At 62.2% G+C, this 20,513-nt stretch carries 15 protein-coding genes; 10 read left to right on the forward strand and 5 right to left on the reverse strand.

What is annotated here, in order from left to right:
* Window positions 1–249 precede the first annotated feature (249 nt).
* The 8 genes from tssB (at window position 250) to tssE (ending at window position 10,150) form a co-directional block, all read left to right on the forward strand.
* Window positions 250–768 (forward strand): type VI secretion system contractile sheath small subunit, encoded by a 519-nt coding sequence (gene tssB, locus P3T22_RS00500; protein WP_063498172.1) that lies wholly within the window; start codon window positions 250–252, stop codon window positions 766–768.
* A gap of 25 nt (window positions 769–793) precedes the next feature.
* A complete protein-coding gene (tssC, locus tag P3T22_RS00505; RefSeq protein WP_429323919.1) occupies window positions 794–2,335 on the forward strand; it encodes a type VI secretion system contractile sheath large subunit in 1,542 nt (513 codons plus the stop codon).
* Window positions 2,336–2,460: 125 nt separating this feature from the next.
* Window positions 2,461–3,807 (forward strand): type VI secretion system baseplate subunit TssK, encoded by a 1,347-nt coding sequence (gene tssK, locus P3T22_RS00510; protein ID WP_429323920.1) that lies wholly within the window; start codon window positions 2,461–2,463, stop codon window positions 3,805–3,807.
* A complete protein-coding gene (locus P3T22_RS00515) occupies window positions 3,804–4,472 on the forward strand; it encodes a DotU/TssL family secretion system protein (RefSeq protein ID WP_429323921.1) in 669 nt (222 codons plus the stop codon). The genes tssK and P3T22_RS00515 overlap by 4 nt, the downstream gene beginning before the upstream one ends.
* Window positions 4,472–6,262, forward strand: coding sequence for an OmpA family protein (locus tag P3T22_RS00520; RefSeq protein ID WP_429323922.1), 1,791 nt, complete (start codon window positions 4,472–4,474; stop codon window positions 6,260–6,262). The genes P3T22_RS00515 and P3T22_RS00520 overlap by 1 nt, the downstream gene beginning before the upstream one ends.
* A 15-nt stretch (window positions 6,263–6,277) precedes the next feature.
* Window positions 6,278–6,763, forward strand: coding sequence for an Hcp family type VI secretion system effector (locus P3T22_RS00525; RefSeq protein WP_063498168.1), 486 nt, complete (start codon window positions 6,278–6,280; stop codon window positions 6,761–6,763).
* 121 nt (window positions 6,764–6,884) lie between these two features.
* Window positions 6,885–9,719 (forward strand): type VI secretion system ATPase TssH, encoded by a 2,835-nt coding sequence (gene tssH, locus P3T22_RS00530; RefSeq protein ID WP_429323923.1) that lies wholly within the window; start codon window positions 6,885–6,887, stop codon window positions 9,717–9,719.
* Entirely contained in the window at window positions 9,716–10,150 is a 435-nt protein-coding gene (gene tssE, locus P3T22_RS00535; protein ID WP_063498166.1) for a type VI secretion system baseplate subunit TssE, read from the forward strand. Before tssH ends, tssE begins: the two co-directional genes overlap by 4 nt.
* Window positions 10,151–10,358: 208 nt before the next feature.
* Here tssE and P3T22_RS00540 read toward each other — a convergent pair whose 3' ends face one another.
* On the reverse strand, window positions 10,359–11,258 hold the full coding sequence (locus P3T22_RS00540; protein WP_063498165.1) for a DMT family transporter: 900 nt from the start codon (window positions 11,256–11,258) through the stop codon (window positions 10,359–10,361).
* A gap of 161 nt (window positions 11,259–11,419) precedes the next feature.
* Here P3T22_RS00540 and P3T22_RS00545 point away from each other — a divergent pair, with 161 nt between their 5' ends.
* On the forward strand, window positions 11,420–12,343 hold the full coding sequence (locus P3T22_RS00545; RefSeq protein ID WP_063498164.1) for an AraC family transcriptional regulator: 924 nt from the start codon (window positions 11,420–11,422) through the stop codon (window positions 12,341–12,343).
* 130 nt (window positions 12,344–12,473) lie between these two features.
* Here the strand turns inward: P3T22_RS00545 and P3T22_RS00550 are convergent, their stop codons facing one another.
* The 4 genes from P3T22_RS00550 to P3T22_RS00565 all read right to left on the reverse strand — a co-directional run bounded on the left by P3T22_RS00550 (window position 12,474) and on the right by P3T22_RS00565 (window position 19,123).
* Window positions 12,474–15,494: an FAD-binding and (Fe-S)-binding domain-containing protein gene (locus P3T22_RS00550; RefSeq protein WP_429323924.1), complete on the reverse strand. Its 3,021-nt coding sequence runs from the start codon at window positions 15,492–15,494 to the stop codon at window positions 12,474–12,476.
* A gap of 24 nt (window positions 15,495–15,518) precedes the next feature.
* Window positions 15,519–16,268: a 2-keto-4-pentenoate hydratase gene (locus P3T22_RS00555; protein WP_063498162.1), complete on the reverse strand. Its 750-nt coding sequence runs from the start codon at window positions 16,266–16,268 to the stop codon at window positions 15,519–15,521.
* A gap of 37 nt (window positions 16,269–16,305) precedes the next feature.
* Complete coding sequence (locus P3T22_RS00560) at window positions 16,306–17,592, reverse strand: MFS transporter (protein ID WP_429323925.1); 1,287 nt, start codon at window positions 17,590–17,592, stop codon at window positions 16,306–16,308.
* Between the two features lie 310 nt (window positions 17,593–17,902).
* On the reverse strand, window positions 17,903–19,123 hold the full coding sequence (locus P3T22_RS00565) for a pyridoxal-phosphate-dependent aminotransferase family protein (RefSeq protein ID WP_063498161.1): 1,221 nt from the start codon (window positions 19,121–19,123) through the stop codon (window positions 17,903–17,905).
* A 161-nt stretch (window positions 19,124–19,284) separates the two neighbouring features.
* On the opposite strand from P3T22_RS00565, the gene P3T22_RS00570 reads away from it, so the two are divergent.
* The gene (locus P3T22_RS00570; protein ID WP_063498160.1) at window positions 19,285–20,010 is read left to right on the forward strand and encodes a GntR family transcriptional regulator; all 726 of its coding nucleotides are present in this window, start codon (window positions 19,285–19,287) and stop codon (window positions 20,008–20,010) included.
* Window positions 20,011–20,513 lie beyond the last annotated feature (503 nt).

The following is a 20,513-nucleotide window of genomic DNA, read 5'->3' on the forward strand; positions in this document are numbered from 1 at the left end:
CATCCCATCTCCAGTTTTATCACCATCGACACGTGTCGCATAGACATTGCCCATGTCGATTCGATGCTTTGCGTTTTGGGTCAGGACGGTAAACATAATTTGCACTCCTGTGAACCACTTGAAACGCTTTTTTCGACTTTTTACAAAAACCAGATTTCCCCTACATACACGCCCCTAAATCCCGTGCTATCAATTACGCATTATCTTTGTTGTACTGATGGTTACCTCAAAATTAGAAGGATTCGAAAAATGAGTAACAGCTTTCAGAATGAAGTGCCAAAGGCCCGCATCAACCTGAAGCTCGACCTGCATATCGGAAGGGCGAAAAAGAAAGTCGAACTTCCGCTCAAACTGCTGGTGATGGGCGATTACAGCAATGGTCATGACACGCGCGCACTGGCCGAGCGCAGCAAGGTCGACGTCAACAAGAACAATTTCAATTCGGTATTGGCTGACTACAACCCGAAGGCCAGAATTGCGGTCGAGAATACGCTTGCAGGTGACGGCTCCGAATTGCCAGTCGACCTCGACTTCAAATCCATGGACGATTTCAAGCCAGACGTAGTGGCGAGCAAAGTGCCCGAACTGCGCGCGCTGATGGCCGCGCGCAACCTGCTGCGCGATCTGAAATCCAACCTGCTCGATAACGCCACGTTCCGCCGCGAACTCGAAAAGATCCTCAAGGACCCGGCCTTGTCCGAGCGCCTGCGCGCCGATTTGCAGAGAATCGGTGCACCTGCTCCGGCCCACACCCAATCCGCCCAATAACAACCGTCCCGAGGAGTCTTGCACCATGGCAAAAAACGAAACGCACAGCCGTAAGCCGGCCGCATCGGACACCATCGTCCTCGAGGCCAGGAGCGTCTACGAGTCGCTTTGCGAAAAGATCAACCTGACGCCGGTCACCACCGCGCGTCCCGTCGAGTCGTTCCAGAGCGCCGACGGACTGGCGGAGTCGTCACTGGATGAGCGCGTTGCCCAGGCCATGAGCATCTTCCTGAAGATGATCAAGGATTCGTCGCAGCAGGTCGACCGTCTGGACAGAAGTCTGCTCGACTTTCATATCGAGCACCTGGACCGGCAGATCAGCCGTCAGCTCGACGCGATCATGCATGACGAGGTCTTCCAGCGGATCGAATCGGCATGGCGCGGGCTGAAGTTTCTGGTCGACCGTACCGATTTCCGCCAGAATGTGCGAATCGAGGTGCTCGACGTATCGAAGGACGCGTTGCGCCAGGACTTCGAGGACACGCCCGAAATCATCCAGAGCGGTCTGTATCTGCACACATATATTCAGGAATACGACACGCCGGGTGGTCAGCCGATCGGCTCGATCATCTCGAACTATGCGTTCGACCGCGGTCCGCAAGACATTGCCCTGCTACGCAATATCGCCAAGGTCTCGGCCGCCGCGCACATGCCGTTCATCGGCTCGGTGTCGCCGCAGTTCTTCGGCAAGGAGTCGATGGAAGAAGTCGCGAGTATCCGCGACATCGGCAACTATTTCGACCGTGCCGAATACCTGAAGTGGAAGACCTTCCGCGACTCGGACGACGCCCGCTACATCGGTCTCACGCTGCCGCGCTTCCTCGCGCGTCTGCCGTATGGCCCGGAGACGGTTCCGGTGCGCGCGTTCAATTACACGGAAGCAGTCAAGGGTCCGGACCATAGCCGTTATCTCTGGGCTAACGCGTCGTTCGCGTTCGGCGCGAACATGGTGAGGAGCTTCATCAAGAACGGCTGGTGCGTGCAGATCCGCGGCCCGCAGGCCGGCGGACTGGTGGAAGATCTGCCGATCCACCTGTACGACCTGGGCACGGGCAACCAGGCGAAGATTCCAAGCGAAGTGCTGATTCCGGAAACGCGCGAATTCGAATTCGCCAACCTCGGCTTCATCCCACTGTCGTACTACAAGAATCACGACTTCGCCTGCTTCTTCTCCGCGCATTCGGCGCAGAAGCCGGCACTGTACGACACGAAGGAAGCGACCGCGAACAGCCGCGTCAATGCGCGTCTGCCCTACATCTTCCTGCTCTCGCGCATCGCGCATTACCTCAAGCTGATCCAGCGCGAAAACATCGGTACAACCAAAGACCGCCGCCTGCTCGAGCTTGAGTTGAACACCTGGGTGAAAACGCTGGTGACCGAAATGACCGATCCGGGCGACGACCTGCAGGCCTCGCATCCGTTGCGCGAGGCGAAGGTGATCGTCGAGGACATCGAGGACAACCCCGGCTTCTTCCGCGTGAAACTGTTCATCGTGCCGCATTTCCAGATCGAAGGCATGGATATCAATCTGTCCCTCGTCTCGCAGATGCCGAAGGCAAAGAACTGACCCATCCCGATCGGGCGGAAACCTTGTAGCACTGCCTTACGGTGGCTTGAACGCTGCCGCACGGTTTGCATTCAATGCGGAGCCGATGATATTTCCTGCATCGCTCCGCGCACCAGCCAACAACAATGAAGATAACAAGACCGCTGTGGGCCCAGGGGATTTTCATGACGCCCCAGCATTTCCAGCAGCAGGCGCAGTGGGAGCGGTTTGCCGATGAACGCGTGGCGCGCATGGCTAGCCCCGAGCCTTGGGGAGTATGCCGGGTTGCCTTCGATACGCACACGCTGTCGATCAATCGCCTCCAGTTGACCGAACTCGACCTCCGGCTGCCTGACGGCACGTTCGTCGATAGCCGAACCGCCGACCGGCTGCCTGCCGCGCGCGATCTGAGCGACGTCCCGGCCCACGTGGAGGCCGTGGTCGTGCTGGCCGGCCTGCCGCTGATGGACACGCAGGGCGGTAACTGCATCGAGGCGGATCAGAAACCGGCCCGGCCGCGCCGCTTCGTGCGCGAGTATCTGCAGGTTGCCGATCTCAACGGGGAAGGCAAAGAAGAAATCAGCGTCGAACGTCACGCATTGGCGCTGCTGTTCGACTTTGAAGAATTCGCTGACTATGCAACGTGTCCAATCGGCCGGCTCGTGCGCAATACGCAGGGCCGTTTCGAGATCGATCCGGCGTTTGTACCGCCGTGTCTCTTTCTATCGGCAAGTGGTCAGTTGATCGCACGCATGAACCGGCTGGCGGAAATTCTCAGCGCGAAAAGCGCGAGCCTCGCCGTGCGCCGCCGCGAACGCTCGGATCAGATTGCGGACTATGCGGTCGCCGACGTATCGCTGTTCTGGCTGCTTCATAGCGTGAACAGCACGTGGCCGGATCTCGCCAGGTTATGCCAGGCGCCGGACCAGCACCCCGAGCGGCTGTACGGCGTACTCGCGCGGCTTGCCGGGTCGCTGCTCACATTCTCGACCACCGAAACACTGCAAGCGATCCCGCCGTACGACCATGACGCGCCGGAACCGGTTTTCGCGGAGCTGGAATCGCTAATCCGGACCCTGCTCGACGCGGTGATCCCGTCACGCGTCGTACCCATTGTGCTCGAGCGTGCAAGAGGAACGGTCTGGATCGGAAAGATCAACGACGATCGGCTCGTCGACGGCGCCGAGTACTACCTGTCGGTCCAGTCCGGCTTGCCGGCCCACGCGCTGCTCGAGCAGTTGCCGCGCCTGTGCAAGGCCGGGGCGCCGGATGAAGTCGAGCAGATCGTCAACTCCGCGTTGCATGGCATCCCGTTGCGCGCGATGTCGCGCCTGCCCGCTGCGATTCCGATCCGTATCGAAAACGAGTATTTCGCGCTCGACAGCATGCACCCCGCCTTCAGGCGGATGGTCGACGCACGCGCTTGCCAGTTCTACGTGCCGGCCTCGATTCCGGACGTGTCGCTCGAGCTCTACGCGGTGCTGCCGACATGATCGCTACCGCATCCACCTACACCACGCTCCTGCCGGTCGCATTGCGCGACACGGCGCTAACGGTCACAAGTTTGGGCAGCGACTTTGCGCCAGCAACGTCCTTTATCGATTTTCGCAAGAAATGCACGAGGCAGATCGACGAACTCCGTGCGGAACTGACAGCGGCGGGACATCCGCGTGAAGTCGTCGAAGATGCGGCCTACGCGCAATGCGCGCTGCTCGACGAAGCGGCGCTCAGCACGCTAAAGGGCAGCGATCGGGACGCGTGGGAACGCGAGCCACTGCAAGTGGTTGAATTCCAGAGCCACGATGCGGGCCACGAACTCGTCAGGCGCATCGAGCGGCGTCTCGCTGAACCGCAACCTATTTTGCTGCTTCTCGCCATCTTCGGCGCCGTACTCAGGCTGGGATTCACGGGCAAGTTCGCACTCGACGGCGAAGTCGCGCGCACCGCATTGATACGAACCATCGAGGAACGCCTGAGCCGCAGCAGCGGCCCTGTCGACACGAGAGGGTCTGTAATAGTCAGCCACACCGCCAGACGCCGCTGGTCCGGAAATCTGCCGGCCGCAGGCTGGGTCGTTATCGCCTGCGCCGCAGCGGCCATCATTTATTGCGCGCTCGACCAATGGCTGAAAACCGCGATCGCAGGGATGACGTACTGATGGGTCCAAGGCTGTCTGGGTATCCCTACCGAATACTGTTTGCCTGGGTCGCGACACTCGCTCTGATCTGGCTTGCGCTGTGTTCGCCCTGGTCGTCCGGGTGGAACTGGACCTGCGCGGCGGGCGTGATTGTCGTTCTGCTGGTCGCCATGGCGATCGCGACACGCCGTATCCGCGAGCGCCAGGCGTCAACGCGGCATGTGCTTGTCGCCATCGACGCCGCATTGGCTTCGCTGCCGGCTGACGTCAAGCGCAATATGCTGCTCGTCATTGCCGTCGGCGGCGCTTCGCTGGCTGAAACAGCGGCACGCAAAGAGCGCGCCGCCGAAAATCGCGAGGCAGGACCGGGGCACGCTGACGGCTCATTCGCCAATCTGTTCGGCGCCTACTCAGTGCGTATCACCGACACCGCCATCTGGGTGCGCACCGATGAACCGGCGCGGCTCGCGCATCTGGCGGATGCACTCACGCGATGGCGCGACGGACAGGGGCCGGACGCACTCGCGTATCTGATCGCCGCCGACAGGATGGCGACCGAATCAGGCCTTGCCGCCAGCCTGAAGCGCTGGCGCTCGGCCATTGCCGAGGCGGCCCGAGCCGTAGGCTATCGGATACCTGTCTGCGTTGCGGTCTATGCGGAGGAAGAAGCGAACCCGGCGGCTGGGGAGAGTCCCTGGTTCGGCGTCTGCGGCGCAAGCGCGCTGGAAATCGACACCTTACCGGCGCTGGTTGCCTCGCGTCTCGAACACTACGCGCGCGCGGCGATATCAGCTAACCCTGGCCCCCGCGCACGGCGTGCCGCGCGCCTCGACGCCCTCACGCGCTGGGCCTGCGACGCCGTGCTGCCTGCGCTCGTCGACGCGCAGCGCGGCAGTCAGCCGTTGCATATCACCGGATTCGGCGTCACCGCGGTCGAAGGGCGTCATGCTTCAGGCTCGGCGTACGGCCAGTTCGTTTCGTCCATCACAGGCCTCGCACTCTCAGCGGCCAACGGCACAGGACTCGCCTGTCCGCTGCCGGAGCCGCTGATTCGCGGCATCGCGCCTCAACCTGCACGACAGGCATGGCCGCGCGCATTGGCGCATGCCTTTATCTGGCTCGTAGCGTGTTTTTGCGCCGCCGCGGCGGCGTCGGCCTGGCAGAATCGCGCGCTGGTTGAACGTGTGGTGACTGACATGTCCCGCTACAAAGCGATCGCGCCTGCCCACGATGCGGCACGCGTCGACGCGCTGCAGGCGATCAAACGCGATCGCGACGAACTTGAGCGCTACGCCAGTGCCGGCGTGCCGCCCCGGCTTGGACTCGGCCTCTACAGCGGAGCGCCGCTGCTGCCGCTTGCGAACGCGCTGATTGCCACCTACCAGCCGCCGCTGCCCCCGCCCTCAACGATTGAACTGGACAGCCTGTCGCTGTTCCGCACCGGCAGCGCGGTTCTGAATCCAGGCTCCAACCGCATGCTGGTCAGTGCGCTCGAGTTGATCAAGGCGCATCCGGGCACGCGCGTCCTGGTGGCCGGGCACACCGATTCGATCGGCAACGCCGGCGCCAATCTGAGACTTTCGGCGTCACGCGCCGCCTCCGTGCGCGACTGGCTCGCGGATGCGTCCGGCATCCCACTGACGCACTTCGCGATCCAGGGTTATGGCGACACGCGCCCGAAATCCGCCAACGACACGGAGGCGGGGCGCGCAGCGAACCGCCGTGTCGAAATTACGCTCGTCCCCGATTGTCGTGACGATCGCAGCAGTGGTTTATCCCCCCAAGGCCATCCGGCCTGTTCATTCGAGTAGAAGGAGAAGCAAGCAATGGCAATTCCCGCATACATGTGGATCAAGGACGATGGCGGCGCCGACGTCAAGGGTTCCGTCACGGTACAAGGACGCGAAGGCAGCGTTGAGCTGGTCGCGCTCGATCATGGCGTGAGCATTCCGACCGATGCGAATACCGGCAAGCTGACCGGCACGCGCGTGCATAAGCCAATCACCTTCACAAAGGAAACCGACGCCTCCACGCCTTACCTCTATAAGGCCGTAACGAGCGGGCAAACGCTCAAGTCGGTCGAGATCAAGTGGTACAAGATCGACGATGCCGGCAAGGAGAAGGAGTACTTCAACACCAAGCTCGACAATGTGAAGGTCGTCGCGGTGAAGCCGAAGATGCTGGACATCAAGAATCCTTCCTTCGAGAAGCATAACCACCTCGAAGACGTCGAACTGCGCTACGAGAAAATCACGTGGGCGTACAAGGACGGCAACATCATCCACACCGATAGCTGGAACGAGCGCTCATAAGCGTCCGTGACCTTGCAGGGCCAGCGACATCCGTCACTCGGCCCCGTTGCTGTTTGTGACGTGCGGACCCTGCTCGACCGGCCCGCACGCTTTTCCGTGCTCCCCCCTGCCCCTCGCCACCATGACCGCTCGCAATCTGTCTCCGTTCCTGCGCCGCCTCAACGACCATTGCGCCCGCGCTCTCGCCGAAGCAGCGAGTCTGTGCGAAACGCGCGCCCATCGCGATATCGAAGTCGAACACTGGTTAATCAAACTGCTGGAGCTCGGGGAAGGCGACCTCGTCGCGATCGTGCGCCACTATGAGCTTGACGCGGACGCCATCTGGCAAGGCCTGCTCGGCGCGATCGATCGGTTGCCGCACGAGTTGCGTGGCAAACCCGGACTGTCTCACCGGCTCGGGGAGCTGCTGGAAGCGGCGTGGATTCATGCATCGCTCGAGGCCGGCACCCGCACGCCGGCGATACGCTCGACGCACCTGCTCGCGGCACTCGTCGACGCGCCGCAACTCCTGCGCGCCCCGCAAGCGTGGCCGCTGCTCTCCGTATCGGCCGCGCAGATCGAACGCCTGATGCCTCTGCTGAATGGGATGTCGATTGAAGCGTCGGCCCTGTCCATCCAGGACAGTGGCAACGACGATCCCGCGCATCACAGCGTGAGTAGAGCGTCAGACGGTGCCGCGGCCGGCTCGCAGAACGAAATCGCCGGCCATGTTGGCGCCAGCGGCCAACCGGCATCGCTGAACGGAACCGCCCGCCATGTTGGCGCTAGCGGCCAACTGGCATCGCCGGCCGCCGGCTCACGTGAACATCCGGCCCAGCGGCCGGGCGCTGATGCGCTGCAACGCTTCACCATCGACATCACGCAAAAAGCGCGTGACGGCAGAATCGATCCGGTTTTCGGCCGCGACATGGAAATCCGGCAGATGGTCGACATCCTCGCGCGACGCCGCAAGAACAATCCGATCCTCGTTGGCGAGCCGGGCGTCGGCAAGACCGCACTCGTCGAAGGGCTGGCGCTAAAGATCGCCGAAGGCGACGTGCCGCCGGCAATCCGCGAAGTGAGCGTGCTGACGCTCGACCTGGGATTATTGCAGGCGGGCGCGGGAGTCAAAGGCGAATTCGAGCAGCGTCTGAAGAATGTGATCGAAGCGGTACAACAATCGCCCACGCCGATCCTGTTATTCATCGACGAGGCGCACACGCTGATCGGCGCAGGCAACACAGCCGGTGGCGCCGACGCCGCCAATCTGCTCAAGCCGGCGCTCGCGCGTGGCGAACTGCGCACGATCGCCGCGACCACCTGGTCCGAGTACAAACAGTACTTCGAACGCGACGCGGCGCTGGAACGCCGCTTCCAGATGGTCAAGGTCGACGAGCCCGACGATCACAACGCGTGCCTGATGCTGCGCGGTCTGAAGGAGCGCTATGCGCAACACCACGGCGTCCATATCACGGACGCGGCGGTTGCCGCGGCCGTGCGTCTATCGCGCCGCTACCTGACCGGACGGCAACTGCCGGACAAGGCCGTCGATCTGCTGGACACCGCAGCGGCACGCGTGCGCTTGAGTGTCGAAGCGACACCGGTTCAGATTTCCGCCCTGCATGCTGAACGGGCAGCCCTCAAGGTCGAACGCGCGGCGCTGGTGCAGGATCACGTCGCCACTTCCGTGGACATCGACGAACGGCTGGTCGCAATCGACGCACGTCTCGCCATCCTCGAAACCGAGCTCGATACGCTCGAATCGTCGTTTGCCGAACAGGCACAAGCCGTCGCTGCACTGCAAACGCTACGGGCGACATGGCACGCCGCAACGGACGAAAGCGCGCGGCGCGATCTGCAGCAATCGATCCGCGCCGCCCACCAAACACGGCTCAGGCCCGGCGCCGAAGCGCTGATCCACGCGGAAGTGGACGAAGCGGCCATTGCGCGCGTTATCGCCGACTGGACCGGTGTGCCGGTCGGCAGTTTGCTGGAGGATGAACTTGCGACGCTGCTTGCGCTCGAGATGCGCCTCGGCCGCGTTGTCGTTGGCCAGGACGATGCGCTCAGCGCACTCGGCAAAAGCCTGCGTGCCGCCAAAGCCGGCCTCAAATGCGGCGAGGCGCCGCTAGGCGTATTCCTGCTGGTCGGACCTTCCGGCGTCGGCAAGACGGAAACGGCCCGCACACTCGCCGACCTGATGTTCGGCGGCGAGCGTGCCCTGATTACGATCAATTTGTCCGAGTACCAGGAGGCGCACACCGTCTCACAGCTCAAGGGATCTCCGCCGGGATATGTCGGGTACGGCCAGGGCGGCGTACTCACCGAGGCCGTGCGTCAGCGCCCGTATAGCGTGATCCTGCTCGACGAGGTGGAAAAGGCCCATCGCGACGTGCTCAATCTGTTTTACCAGGTGTTCGACCGCGGCTTCATGCGCGATGGCGAAGGCCGCGTGATCGACTTCCGCAATACCGTGATCCTGATGACGTCGAATCTCGGCAGCGAGCAGATCATGGCCACGATGGAGACAGGCGACGTGACTCAATCGATGCTGATGGAAACGATCCACCCGCTGCTGGTCGAACACTTCCAGGCGGCGCTGCTTGCGCGCTTCCAGACCATTGTGTATCGACCACTGTCGGCCGAAGCGCTGGCGTCGATCGTGCGCACGAAGCTTGACAAGGTGGCGCAGCGCATCGTGCACAAGTTCGGCGTACCGCTCCTGTGCGAAGACGCGCTGGTGTCCGAACTCGTGCGTGCGTGCCAGTTGCCTGACTCCGGCGCGCGTAATATCGACAGCCTGCTCGATCAGCAAATCCTGCCGGTGCTCGCGCGCGAGTTGCTGGTGCGTATCGCGGGGCACGCGGAGTCGCGGGCCACGTCACGCAGGAATGTCTCGCCGGCAATACGTCTGTCCTATTCCGAAGACGCGGGCATCGTCGTCGAATTCGATGCGGCGATCGAGGTGGCGACATGACTCGCGGCGGCCCCGGGCTCTTCGAGGTCGTAACCGGTCATTTCGCCAACGGCGCATCGATTGAGGACTTCGGCGCGGCCACTCAGTCTTTCTTGTCGGTACAAGACAACATCCAGCGCATTCTGAACAGCCGTCGCAACGGGCTCGCTCATCTGCCCGATTACGGACTCGATGATCTTTCGGAAATTTATCGCCACCTGCCGTCGTCAGCGCACAAGCTAAGACACATGATCGAGACCACGCTGCTCAAGTATGAGCCGCGTCTGAAATCGGTCGATATCACGATCGAAGATACCGAGCCGGGCATGCTGCTGAGCTTTACGATGAGCTGCCGCCTGCATCAGACTGGGCTGGTGCGCTTCGGTACGCACTTCACGCCAGATGGCCAGACCCGCCTCACCCTACTAAAGTCTGAGCACGATCGCGATTGAAGGCGCTTCCCGCGCGGCAGCGGTACTTCCGGGGTGCGCTTCGCTCTCTTTTTTGCTCCCGTAAGAGCTCACCGTTAGATTGTTTTCCTCTTTTTCACGCTCCCGAAAATGCTCACCTTAAACACCCACCGGTGCGTGCGGCATCGAGTGGCTGTGCGCTGAAAAACATTTCCTTCAACACATGAATCGGTAGGGCACCGCCGCGCTCTCAGGATGCCCTCACCCGCCGAACGAAGAGTCGCCGCGTGAGATCGAACGCCACCAGATTCCCCGCCACCACCAGCAGGAGCCCGACCACAGCCAACGCGGACCATTGGTAGCCTTCGAATACCGTCGACGCCGCGAGCGCCACAATCGGAAACAGCACGGTGCAGTAGGCGGCCCGCTCCGGTCCGATGCGCCCGACCAGCATGAGGTACGCGGTAAAGCCGATCACCGAGCCGAACACGGCCAGATACGCGAGCGCGCCGAGATAACGCGCGTCAGGCTCGATGGAGAAGGAAAAGCCGGCCAGCGCGCTGCCCACCGTCAGGATGCCGGCGCCGATCAGCATTGCCCAGCTATTGGTGGTGAACGGGTGCAAGCCCATCGATTGCATCCGGCTCGACAGCAGATTGCCGGCCGAAAAGCACAAGGTGCCGAGGAATGCGATAGCGAGTCCCAACCACACCGTGTGGTCGCCCAGGTGTCCTGCCATCTGCTGGACGAACAGGCACACGATGCCGACGAGCCCCAACGCCGCACCGGCAATCGCCGACGCTTGCAAAGGACGGCCCATGAAGAGCCGGCCGTTGATCGAATTCAGCAACGGCGCAGTGGAAAATACCACCGCGACGAGGCCGCTCGGCACCACCTGTTCGGCATAGTAAAAGCACAAAAAGTTGAGACAGAAGAGCGCCAACCCTTGCGCGGCGAGGAAGCGCCATGCGGCGCGCGGCGGCCAGATGGGCCGGCGCATGATGCGCAGCAGCGCGAACAGCACCAGCGCCGCGATCCAGAAACGCCACGCAATCGACACCGGCGGCGGCACCGCACCCAATTGCCATTTGATCGCGATCCAGGTGGTGCCCCAGATGAGCACGGTGACGGCGTAGAGCGAAAAGTTCATGACAGTGCCTGCAGCAGCAAAATGCGGAAACCCAACTATGCTGCAGCGCCGGCGGCCGCACTTGTCCAGGATTGCGCACATTTTCGGAGGCCTGAGCGGCCGGCAATCACTCGCCCTATACTGACGCTTACCCTGTCATCGAATGCATCCCGCTCGTTTCCGTGAACGCCAAACCGCCCGCCCCCGTGATCGAATCCACCGAAACGCCGTTCGGCCTTCAGTCGGTCTGTCACACGCTGCAGAGCGCCAACGCGAATCTCGAACGCTTCGCGTGGCTGGGCGACCGGCTCGCCATCGCCGTCTGGACTCGCGATATCGAGGAAGCCGAGACCATCTATGAGCGGCCCGGCCATCACACGCTGTCGTGCTATCTGGATGGCGGCTATCGCACCGAGCGTCAGAAGATGCCCGGGCGCTACGGCGCGCCGTCGCGGCTTTGCGCGTTGCCCGGCGAGCATGAATCGCGCTGGTGGGTGCGCGGCCACATGCACTTCATGCATCTTTACTTCCTGCCCGACCATTTCACGCAGCGCGCCGTGCAGGAACTCGATCGCGAGCCGCGCGAACTGACGCTGGCCGATCGCACCTATTTCGAAGACCCGCACATCGCGAGCCTGTGTCAAGCGCTCGCCAATGAAGACTGGCAGGACCCCGATGGCCTGCTGCGGACCAATGAAACCGCGCATCAGGTGTTGAGCCTGCTGCTGCGCGCGCAAGGCGTGCGCCGCACGGATGCGTCGCTCAAGGGTGGTCTGTCGGTCGCGACCCGGCGGCGCTTGCGCGACTACATCGAGAACCATCTCGCGCAAACGCTCACACTCGGCGAGCTTGCCGGTGTAGCGGCGCTGTCGGAATTTCATCTGGCGCGCATGTTCCGCACGTCGTTCGGACTACCGCCTGCGGCCTGGATCGCTCAGCAACGGCTCGAACGCGCACGCACGCTGCTGCGCACCACCAGACTGCCGCTCGCGCAAGTCGCCGAGCAATGCGGCTATGCGAACGCCAGCCATTTCAGCCATCGTTTCCGTGAAAGCGTCGGCGTGGCGCCAGCGGCGTATCGGCAGGTGGTCAGCGCGCAATCGTGACTGGTGCGCCGACCCTGGCTGCTCCGGCCTGGGCAGGCTGTCCGGCGCCAGCCTGAGCCCTGAGTCCTGAGCCCTGAGGCCGAGCTGCCCTGCCTTAAGCTTGACCGGCACGGGCCCAACCCGGCCGACCTCACTTCAAAGCCATCGCCAGCACGCGCGCCACATGGATCGCGTCGACGCCCGCGCCATCATGAATCTGATGCCGGCAACTTGTGCCGTCCGCGACCATCACCGTGTTGCCATCGATCTTCCGCACAGCGGGAAGCAGCGACAATTCCGCCATCGCCTGCGATGTCGCGTAATGCTCGGCTTCGTAGCCAAAGCTGCCCGCCATCCCACAGCACGACGAATCCACCGTCGACACCTCGAGATCAGGAATCCACTTCAGCACGGTCTGCACAGGCGTGAACGCGTCGAAGGCCTTTTGGTGGCAGTGGCCGTGTACGAGCGCCTGCTCCTTGGCCAACGGCTTCAACGCAAGCTGCAAGCGCCCGGCCTTTTCCTCGCGCACCAGAAACTCTTCGAACAGAAACGCCTGTTTCGAAAGCCGTTGCGCTTCCTCGCCGAAACCGTAGTGCAGAAACTCGTCGCGCAACGACAGCAAACACGAGGGCTCCAACCCGACGATCGGCACGCCACGCTCCACGAACGGTTTGAACAGATCGAGCATGCGCCGCGCTTCCTGCTTCGCTTCGTCGACCAAACCAGCCGCGAGGAAGGTGCGGCCGCAACACACCGGCCGCTCGCCCTGGCGCGTATTGAAGTGCACCGTGTAACCGGCCGCCTCCAGCACCTGTTGCGCGGCGCGCGCGTTTTCAGGCTCCATGTTGTTGTTGAACGTGTCGACGAATAACAGCACCTCTTTCAGCGCGCCGCCTTGAGGCGGTTTGGCCGCCGACGCGTTCGCCAAGAACGATTTCTTGAAACGCGGCAGCGGCCGTTCGGGCGCGAAACCCACCGAACGCTTGAACCACGCCGACAACACCGGCACGTTATCAGCCAGCGCCATCAAGCCCGGCATCCGGCTCGCCGTGGCGGCATAGCGCGGCATGAAGGCCACCAGCTTGTCACGCAGACTCAGCCCATGCTGTTTGACGCGCGCCGCCCGTGCCTCGATCTTGAACTTCGCCATGTCGACGCCCGTCGGGCAATCGCGCTTGCAGCCCTTGCACGAGACGCACAAATCGAGCGTGTCCTTGACGTCGTCGCTGGCGAGACCTGCTTCGCCGAGTTGCCCGGAGATGGCCAGACGCAACGTGTTCGCGCGTCCCCTCGTGACATGCTGCTCATCCTTCGTCACGCGATAACTCGGGCACATGGTGCCTGCATCGAACTTGCGGCAATGACCGTTGTTATTGCACATCTCAACGGCCTTCGCGAGACCGCCCGACAGATCGTTGCCGCTGCCCGGCGGTGTTTCCTGCCCCGTCAGCGGATCACGTTCGACGTTCCATGCGGACCAGTCGAGGGCGGTCTCGATCCGATGCGCTGCGTAGCCCGGCGCAAAACGGAAATTGCGCGCGTCGTCCATCTTCGGCGGCCGCACGATCTTGTCGGGATTGAAGCGGTTGTCCGGATCGAACAGCGCCTTGATCTCGGTAAAAGCCTGATTCAGACGCGGCCCGTATTGCCACGCGACCCATTCGCCACGGCACAGGCCGTCGCCGTGCTCGCCGGAATATGCGCCCTTGTATTCGCGCACCAAGGCCGCCGCCTCCTCGGCGATGGCGCGCATCTTCGCCGCGCCGTCACGCCGCATATCGAGAATCGGCCGCACGTGCAGCGTGCCGACACTTGCATGCGCATACCAGGTGCCTTCGGTGCCGTGCCGGTGGAACACCTCCGTCAGGCGGCTCGTGTAGTCCGCCAGATGTTCGAGCGGTACCGCGCAATCCTCGATGAAGGAGACCGGCTTGCCGTCGCCCTTCATGCTCATCATGATGTTCAGCCCAGCTTTGCGGACTTCCCACAGCGCCTTCTGCTCATTTGCGGCAGGCATCTCGACGACCGAATCGGGCAAGCCCAGGTCGGCCATCAACTCGGTGAGCTGTTTGAGCGACGCAAGCTGCTGGCCGCGGTCCTCGCCAGCGAATTCCACCAGCAGGATCGCTTGCGGCTCGCCGACCAGCGCCTTCTCTATCACCGGCCGGAAGGCGGGATTGCTCATCGCCAGATCGATCATGGTGCGATCGACCAGTTCCACGGCTACCGGCTTCAGCTTCACGATGTGCTGCGTGAGTTCCATCGACTGCCAGAAGGTTGGGAAATTCACCACGCCCAGCGCTTTATGTGTGGGCAGCGGCGCGAGCTTCAGCGTCAGTTGCCGGCTGAACGCAAGCGTGCCTTCCGAACCGACCAGTAGATGCGCGAGGTTGGCGATGCCGTCATCCGTATAGGCGCGCGGACTCTGGCAATCGAACAGGTCGATGTTGTAGCCCGCTACACGACGCAGCACCTTCGGTATGCGTTCGACGATTTCATCATGCTCCCGCTCGGCGATCCGCTTGACGCCTTCCACGATCTGCTGCAAGCGCACGCCCTGCGGCGGCTCACGCAACGAAGCGAAACGTGCTTCGCTGCCGTCGGCGAGAATGGCGTCGATCGCGTCGACGTTGTGCACCATATTGCCGTATTCGATCGAGCGCGAGCCGCACGAGTTGTTGCCGGCCATTCCGCCGATCGTGCATTGCGCCGCCGTCGAGACATCGACTGGAAACCACAAGCCGTAAGGCTTCAACCATGCGTTCAGGTGATCCAGCACGACGCCCGGTTCGACCGTCACCGTGCGCGCGTCTGCATCGAACGCGACGAGGTTGTTCAGCCACTTGCTGGTGTCGATCACCAGCGCCTCGCCGACGGTCTGGCCGCATTGGCTTGTGCCCGCGCCGCGCGCGAGCAACGGTACTTTCTCGCTTCGTGCAATTTCCAGTGCGATGCGCAAATCGTCCTGATCGCGCGGCACCACCACGCCGATCGGCGTGATTTGATAGATCGACGCGTCGGTTGCATAGCGGCCGCGGCTCGCCGCATCGAATAACACGTCGCCGCGCACAGACTTGCGCAGATGCTGCGCGAGCGGCGTAGTCAGGCGCGCGGCGGACGGGACCAGATGAATCGGCTTGACGAGTAAAGCGGAAGTTGGGTTCGTCATATCGTCGGCCTATAAGAAATCGGGCTAGTACAGCGTCAGGTTGATCGGCTCGAGCCCTTCAATGCGCCCGCTCGCCGTGCCTGCGCTCTGCGGAAAAAACATTCCGGTGTACGAACCGGTGGTGACGACCATTGCCGGCGTGACCGCGATGCCGCGCGACGTGGCGTGATTGACGAGCCATGTCAGCAGGCGCCGCGGATCGCCGGCCGGATTGGCGGGCGTGGTCTCGACAACGTCATGCCCTTCGAAACTGAAATTTGCCGACGGCGCCACGAATGGAAAATCCTCGCGATACGGCGTAAATTCACCGACGATCAGCGCGCCGTGATTCTGCAAATCCGCGAGTTGGGCGAGCTTGTCGACGTTGGGCCAGCCGGCGTAGCGGCTCGCCACAATCTCGATGGTCGCGCCGATCGAGCCAATGCCCGCGCGCACGTCGGCTTCGCTATAGGGGGTTGTGGAAGGCTCGAAGCGGCGGCCGAAGCGGAATGCGATCTCCAGTTCGAGTCCCAGCGGCGCAAAGACTTCGCGCGGCAACCGTGCGCCGTCGGCGTGCAGATCGCTCGCAGGTAGCGGTGCGCCCTGGATCGGGCCGCTGTCGGACTTCGCGCCGATCTTCCAGCCACCGATCGAAGCGTCCAGTACACGCAGGAGGTCATGCTGGATCGCGTAGGCGGCGGCGCCGTCTGTGGGCGTTTGCTCCGGCGGCAACGCATCGAGCGTCAGATGATTGCGGCGCGCGTCGGCGAGACGTTGACTCAGTGAGGTTGTCATTGCTTTAAAGGCGAAGAGAGGGGACGGTGCCACCTGCTTAAGCACCGGCGCCCGTGGTGGCGTGCGCCTTGTCGGCCGCGTTGAATTCGAATTTGCTTTCCGGCTGCATGCGGAACGCGAGCACCACACCGACCGCCATCAACAGCATGCTGCCGACGAACGGCAACTCCCAGCTGCCGAAGTAGTCGATCAGAAATCCGCCGACCACCGGCGAGATGATCGCGGCCAATGCCGAGCCGGTGTTCATCATGCCGCTCGCGGTGCCTGAGTATTCCGGCGCGATGTCCATCGGGATCGCCCACATCGGACCGATCGTCATTTCGGCGAAGAAGAAGCCCGACGCGAGACACGCCATCGACAGATACAGGCTGTGCGTGAACATCAGCGGAATGAGCGAGAGCAGACAGAACAACATGCACACCGACACCATCCAGCTCCGCGCGCGCTTCAGGCTGCGGGTCCGCGTGAAGATCCAGTCGGTCACGATGCCGCCGAGCGTGTCGCCGAGCACGCCGGCAAAGAATACGACCGATGCGAAGATCGCCGACTTTTGCAGTTGCAGGTGATAGCTGTGCAGGAAGTACTGCGGAATCCAGCTGAGGAACAACCACAAGGTCCAGCCGTAGCAGAAGTACACGATCGTGACGGGCCACATGCGATGAAACAGTTTTCCCCATGGCACGCCGGCCGCTTTCGGCTTCGGCGCGGGCAAGACTTCGAGTTCCTCAGTCGTGATACGCGGATGATCTTTCGGATGTTCGGTGAACGTGAACGCCCACACCGCCACCCACAGCAGGCTGAACACGCCGCAGATATAGAACGATTCGCGCCATCCCCAAGTCGCCATCACCAGCACGATCAAACCGGGTGCAACCGCATTGCCAATGCGCGATGCCGCGTGTGTAATGCCCTGCGCAAAGCCGCGTTTTTCTTTCGCGACCCAGCGCGCCATTGCGGAAGTGGCGGCGGGAAACGTGGCGCCTTCGCCAAAGCCGAGCAACACACGCGCTGCGAGCAACGAGACCAGGCCGCCGGCGAGGCCGGTCAGCAAAGTCGCCACGCCCCAGATGGCGCCGCAGAAAATCAGCGTGCGCTTCGCACCGAAGCGGTCACTGACCCAGCCACCGATGATCTGAAAAATCAGATACGGGTAAGCGAAGGCGGAGAACACTAGACCCACTTCTGTATGGGAAAGGCCGAACTCCTTGCCGAAACCTGCTGCCGCGGTGCTGACGTTGACGCGGTCCAGGTAAGTGATGAAGTACATGATGCTTAACATCACTAAAACGATACTGGTCGCACTGCTCACACGAAACCGCTTCATCGTCGCTCTCCATTGCAGTCTATCGACGGCGCGCCTGGAATGGCGCGCTGCGTCGGCGCCCGTCAGCGGCATGCGCTGTGGGTCCATCGCATGTTGTTCATGAGCCGCGTTCTATGTGCGGCTTCGTGAGTAAAGTGCTCCCCGCCTTCCCTTGCTGCGAGAGGCGCTGATGCTTGTTGCCTGTTGCTTGTTGCTTGTTGCTTGTTGCGCGGATGTGCTGGCGCACCGATGCGCGTGGCGCCGGTCTGCGCCTGCACTGATAGCGTCATAGCGCCAAGCAGAAGCGCTACGCGCCAAGGCACCCAAGCGCTTAAGCCGCTGCTTTCAGCCCCGCGGCTTGCGTCGGCTGGCTCAGCCACTCCATAGCGGCAGGCAAGCCACTTTCCTTGAGTGGCACGCCCGCAAGCCGCAGACCCATTTCGCAACCGGCCAGCGTCGCCAACAGCATCAGGTCGTTGCAGTCACCGAGGTGGCCAATGCGGAACATGCGGCCTTTCATCTTGCCGAGGCCGGTGCCGAGCGACATGTCGAAGCGTTCGTAGATGAGCTTGCGCACCGCGTCGGCATCGATACCCTCGGGCATCATCACGCCGGTCAGCACCGGGCTATACACAGTGGGATCCGCGCACTGAATCTCCAGCCCCCACGCGCGGACCGCACGGCGAGTGGCTTCGGCGAGACGCTCGTGACGGGCGAACACGTTGTCGAGCCCCTCGCCGAGGATCATCTCAAGCGCCTCATGGAGTCCGTACAGCAGGTTCGTGTTCGGCGTGTACGGCCAGTAGCCGGTCTTGTTCATCTCGACGATGTCGGTCCAGTCCCAGAAGCTGCGCGGCAATTTGGCCTGCTTGCTGGCGGCCATTGCCTTCGGCGAGATCGCGTTGAAGCTGATACCCGGCGGCAGCATCAAACCCTTTTGCGAACCCGACACGGTGACGTCGACACCCCATTCGTCATGGCGATAGTCAGCGCAGGCTAGACCCGAGATCGTGTCGACCAGCAGTAGCGCCGGGTGGCAGGCGGCGTCTATCGCACGACGCACGGCGGCGATATCCGAGGTGACGCCTGTGGAGGTTTCGTTATGCACGACGCACACCGCCTTGATCGCGTGGTGCGTGTCGGCGCGCAGGCGCTCTTCGATCATGTGCGGCTGAACCCCGCGTCGCCAGCCTTCGATACCAGGCAGGCCGAGGAACTCCGGCTTCAGCCCGAGGCTTTCCGCCATCTTTTTCCACAGCGTTGCGAAGTGACCGGTTTCGAACATCAAGACGTTGTCGCCGGGGCTCAGCGTGTTCGACAGCGCCGCTTCCCACGCGCCGGTGCCGGAGGCCGGGTAGATCACCACCGGTTGCTGCGTCTTGAAGATTTTTTTGATGCCTTCGAGCACCTTCAGACCGAGTTCGCCGAACTCCGGGCCGCGGTGATCGATGGTCGGGTAGCTCATCGCACGGAGAATGCGATCGGGCACCGGGCTCGGACCCGGGATCTGCAGGAAGTGACGGCCAGCGGGATGAAAGTCTAGCTTGAGCATTGGGCTCCTCCGATTGAATTTTGCATGCAAAAAACTATATCAGACGATCGGCGACGCCCCCAAGGCGAAGATTGCATGCGGACACCGGTGTTTACCCGTGCTATTAACTAATCTTTATGCTTCCGATAAAATCGCATCTATACGATGTTGAGGGCTTTTGTATGCAAAATTCGGATTTCGATGCGGGTGTGGGCGCTTCCCCGCTGATGCCGAAGGTCGAGCGTCAGCGCTTGCACGACACGGTGGTGGAGCACATTCGCCGGTTTATCGTCGAGGGGGTGTTGGAGCCGGGCAAGAAACTGAACGAGCGCGAGTTATGCGAGACGCTGGGGATTTCGCGCACGCCGTTGCGGGAGGCGCTGAAGGTGTTGGCCGCGGAAGGGCTGATTGAGATTTCGCCGAACCGGGGCGCGTCGGTTTCGAAGATGTCGGAAGCGGAGTTGCGCGAGACCTTCGAATTGATGAGTGGCCTTGAAGCTTTTTCCGGCGAACTGGCGGCGGAGCGGATGACGGCTGCGGAGCTTGCCGAGATCAAGGCGTTGCATTACGCGATGCTGGCTTGCCGGACGCAGAACGATCTGGCCGGGTACTACAGCCGCAACCAGGCGATTCACGACAAGATCAATGAAGCGGCGAGGAATTCAGCACTGCGGCAGACTTATGTCGCGGTTAATCGACGCCTGCAGGCGTTGCGGTTCCGGTCGAATTTTCAGATCCCCAAGTGGGATAGCGCGATTCATGATCATGATGAGATGTTGAAGGCGCTTGAAGCGAGGGACGGGAAGAAGTTGAGCGCTATTTTGCGGCAGCATTTGCTGGATAAGCGGGATGCGGTGTTGCAGGTGCAGTCGCAGGAAGAGGTGGCGGCTTCGGTGTTGAAGGCTTGAGCGGTCTTTTGCCTTCGGCGACGGCATAGGTTGCGTGCTTGCGGCGTTGGGCCCGCCGCGGGAGACGTGAACCTAAACCCCTAGTTGTCCACATAATTTGTGATCAAGGCTGTGGATAACGCCCCCACAACAGCGTCAAGTCATTGATGCAAATACATTCTGCCGGGTCGATGCATCCGACAGCCAGCTTGACAACCGGCTGAAGCCACCTTCTAACTAGCGTGAACCGTCTGGCGCGGAACCAACACCGCCACTCCCAAGGGAGTGGGGCGCTGTCCGACGCTTTAAAGTTAATTGGGCGGCAACAGTCAGGTCGTACGCCGACTGGCCACACGATCGGGGAAGTTACGAACCCGATCCGCCATAGAGATGGCGCAAGTCTGCCCCACCGACCCTCTTGTTTCCCTCGACAATCATTAACCCGTTGCCTGCCTCGGGATAGTTAACAAGTGGTTCTCCATCAAGGCGATCAATGTTGAACGAGTCCAGAACGAAACCTGCGT

The organism is Paraburkholderia sp. GAS348, from assembly GCF_050434205.1.
In the GTDB taxonomy this organism is placed as follows: Bacteria; Pseudomonadota; Gammaproteobacteria; order Burkholderiales; family Burkholderiaceae; genus Paraburkholderia.

Bases quoted from the DNA above. Each gene is read 5' to 3' on its own strand.
- tssB (WP_063498172.1), top strand. From the start codon at position 250: ATGAGTAACAGCTTTCAGAATGAAGTGCCAAAGGCCCGCATCAACCTG.
- P3T22_RS00555 (WP_063498162.1), bottom strand. From the start codon at position 16,268: ATGACAACCTCACTGAGTCAACGTCTCGCCGACGCGCGCCGCAATCAT.
- tssE (WP_063498166.1), top strand. From the start codon at position 9,716: ATGACTCGCGGCGGCCCCGGGCTCTTCGAGGTCGTAACCGGTCATTTC.
- P3T22_RS00560 (WP_429323925.1), bottom strand. From the start codon at position 17,592: ATGAAGCGGTTTCGTGTGAGCAGTGCGACCAGTATCGTTTTAGTGATG.
- tssK (WP_429323920.1), top strand. From the start codon at position 2,461: ATGAAGATAACAAGACCGCTGTGGGCCCAGGGGATTTTCATGACGCCC.
- P3T22_RS00565 (WP_063498161.1), bottom strand. From the start codon at position 19,123: ATGCTCAAGCTAGACTTTCATCCCGCTGGCCGTCACTTCCTGCAGATC.
- tssC (WP_429323919.1), top strand. From the start codon at position 794: ATGGCAAAAAACGAAACGCACAGCCGTAAGCCGGCCGCATCGGACACC.
- P3T22_RS00525 (WP_063498168.1), top strand. From the start codon at position 6,278: ATGGCAATTCCCGCATACATGTGGATCAAGGACGATGGCGGCGCCGAC.
- P3T22_RS00540 (WP_063498165.1), bottom strand. From the start codon at position 11,258: ATGAACTTTTCGCTCTACGCCGTCACCGTGCTCATCTGGGGCACCACC.
- P3T22_RS00520 (WP_429323922.1), top strand. From the start codon at position 4,472: ATGGGTCCAAGGCTGTCTGGGTATCCCTACCGAATACTGTTTGCCTGG.
- tssH (WP_429323923.1), top strand. From the start codon at position 6,885: ATGACCGCTCGCAATCTGTCTCCGTTCCTGCGCCGCCTCAACGACCAT.
- P3T22_RS00515 (WP_429323921.1), top strand. From the start codon at position 3,804: ATGATCGCTACCGCATCCACCTACACCACGCTCCTGCCGGTCGCATTG.
- P3T22_RS00550 (WP_429323924.1), bottom strand. From the start codon at position 15,494: ATGACGAACCCAACTTCCGCTTTACTCGTCAAGCCGATTCATCTGGTC.
- P3T22_RS00570 (WP_063498160.1), top strand. From the start codon at position 19,285: ATGCAAAATTCGGATTTCGATGCGGGTGTGGGCGCTTCCCCGCTGATG.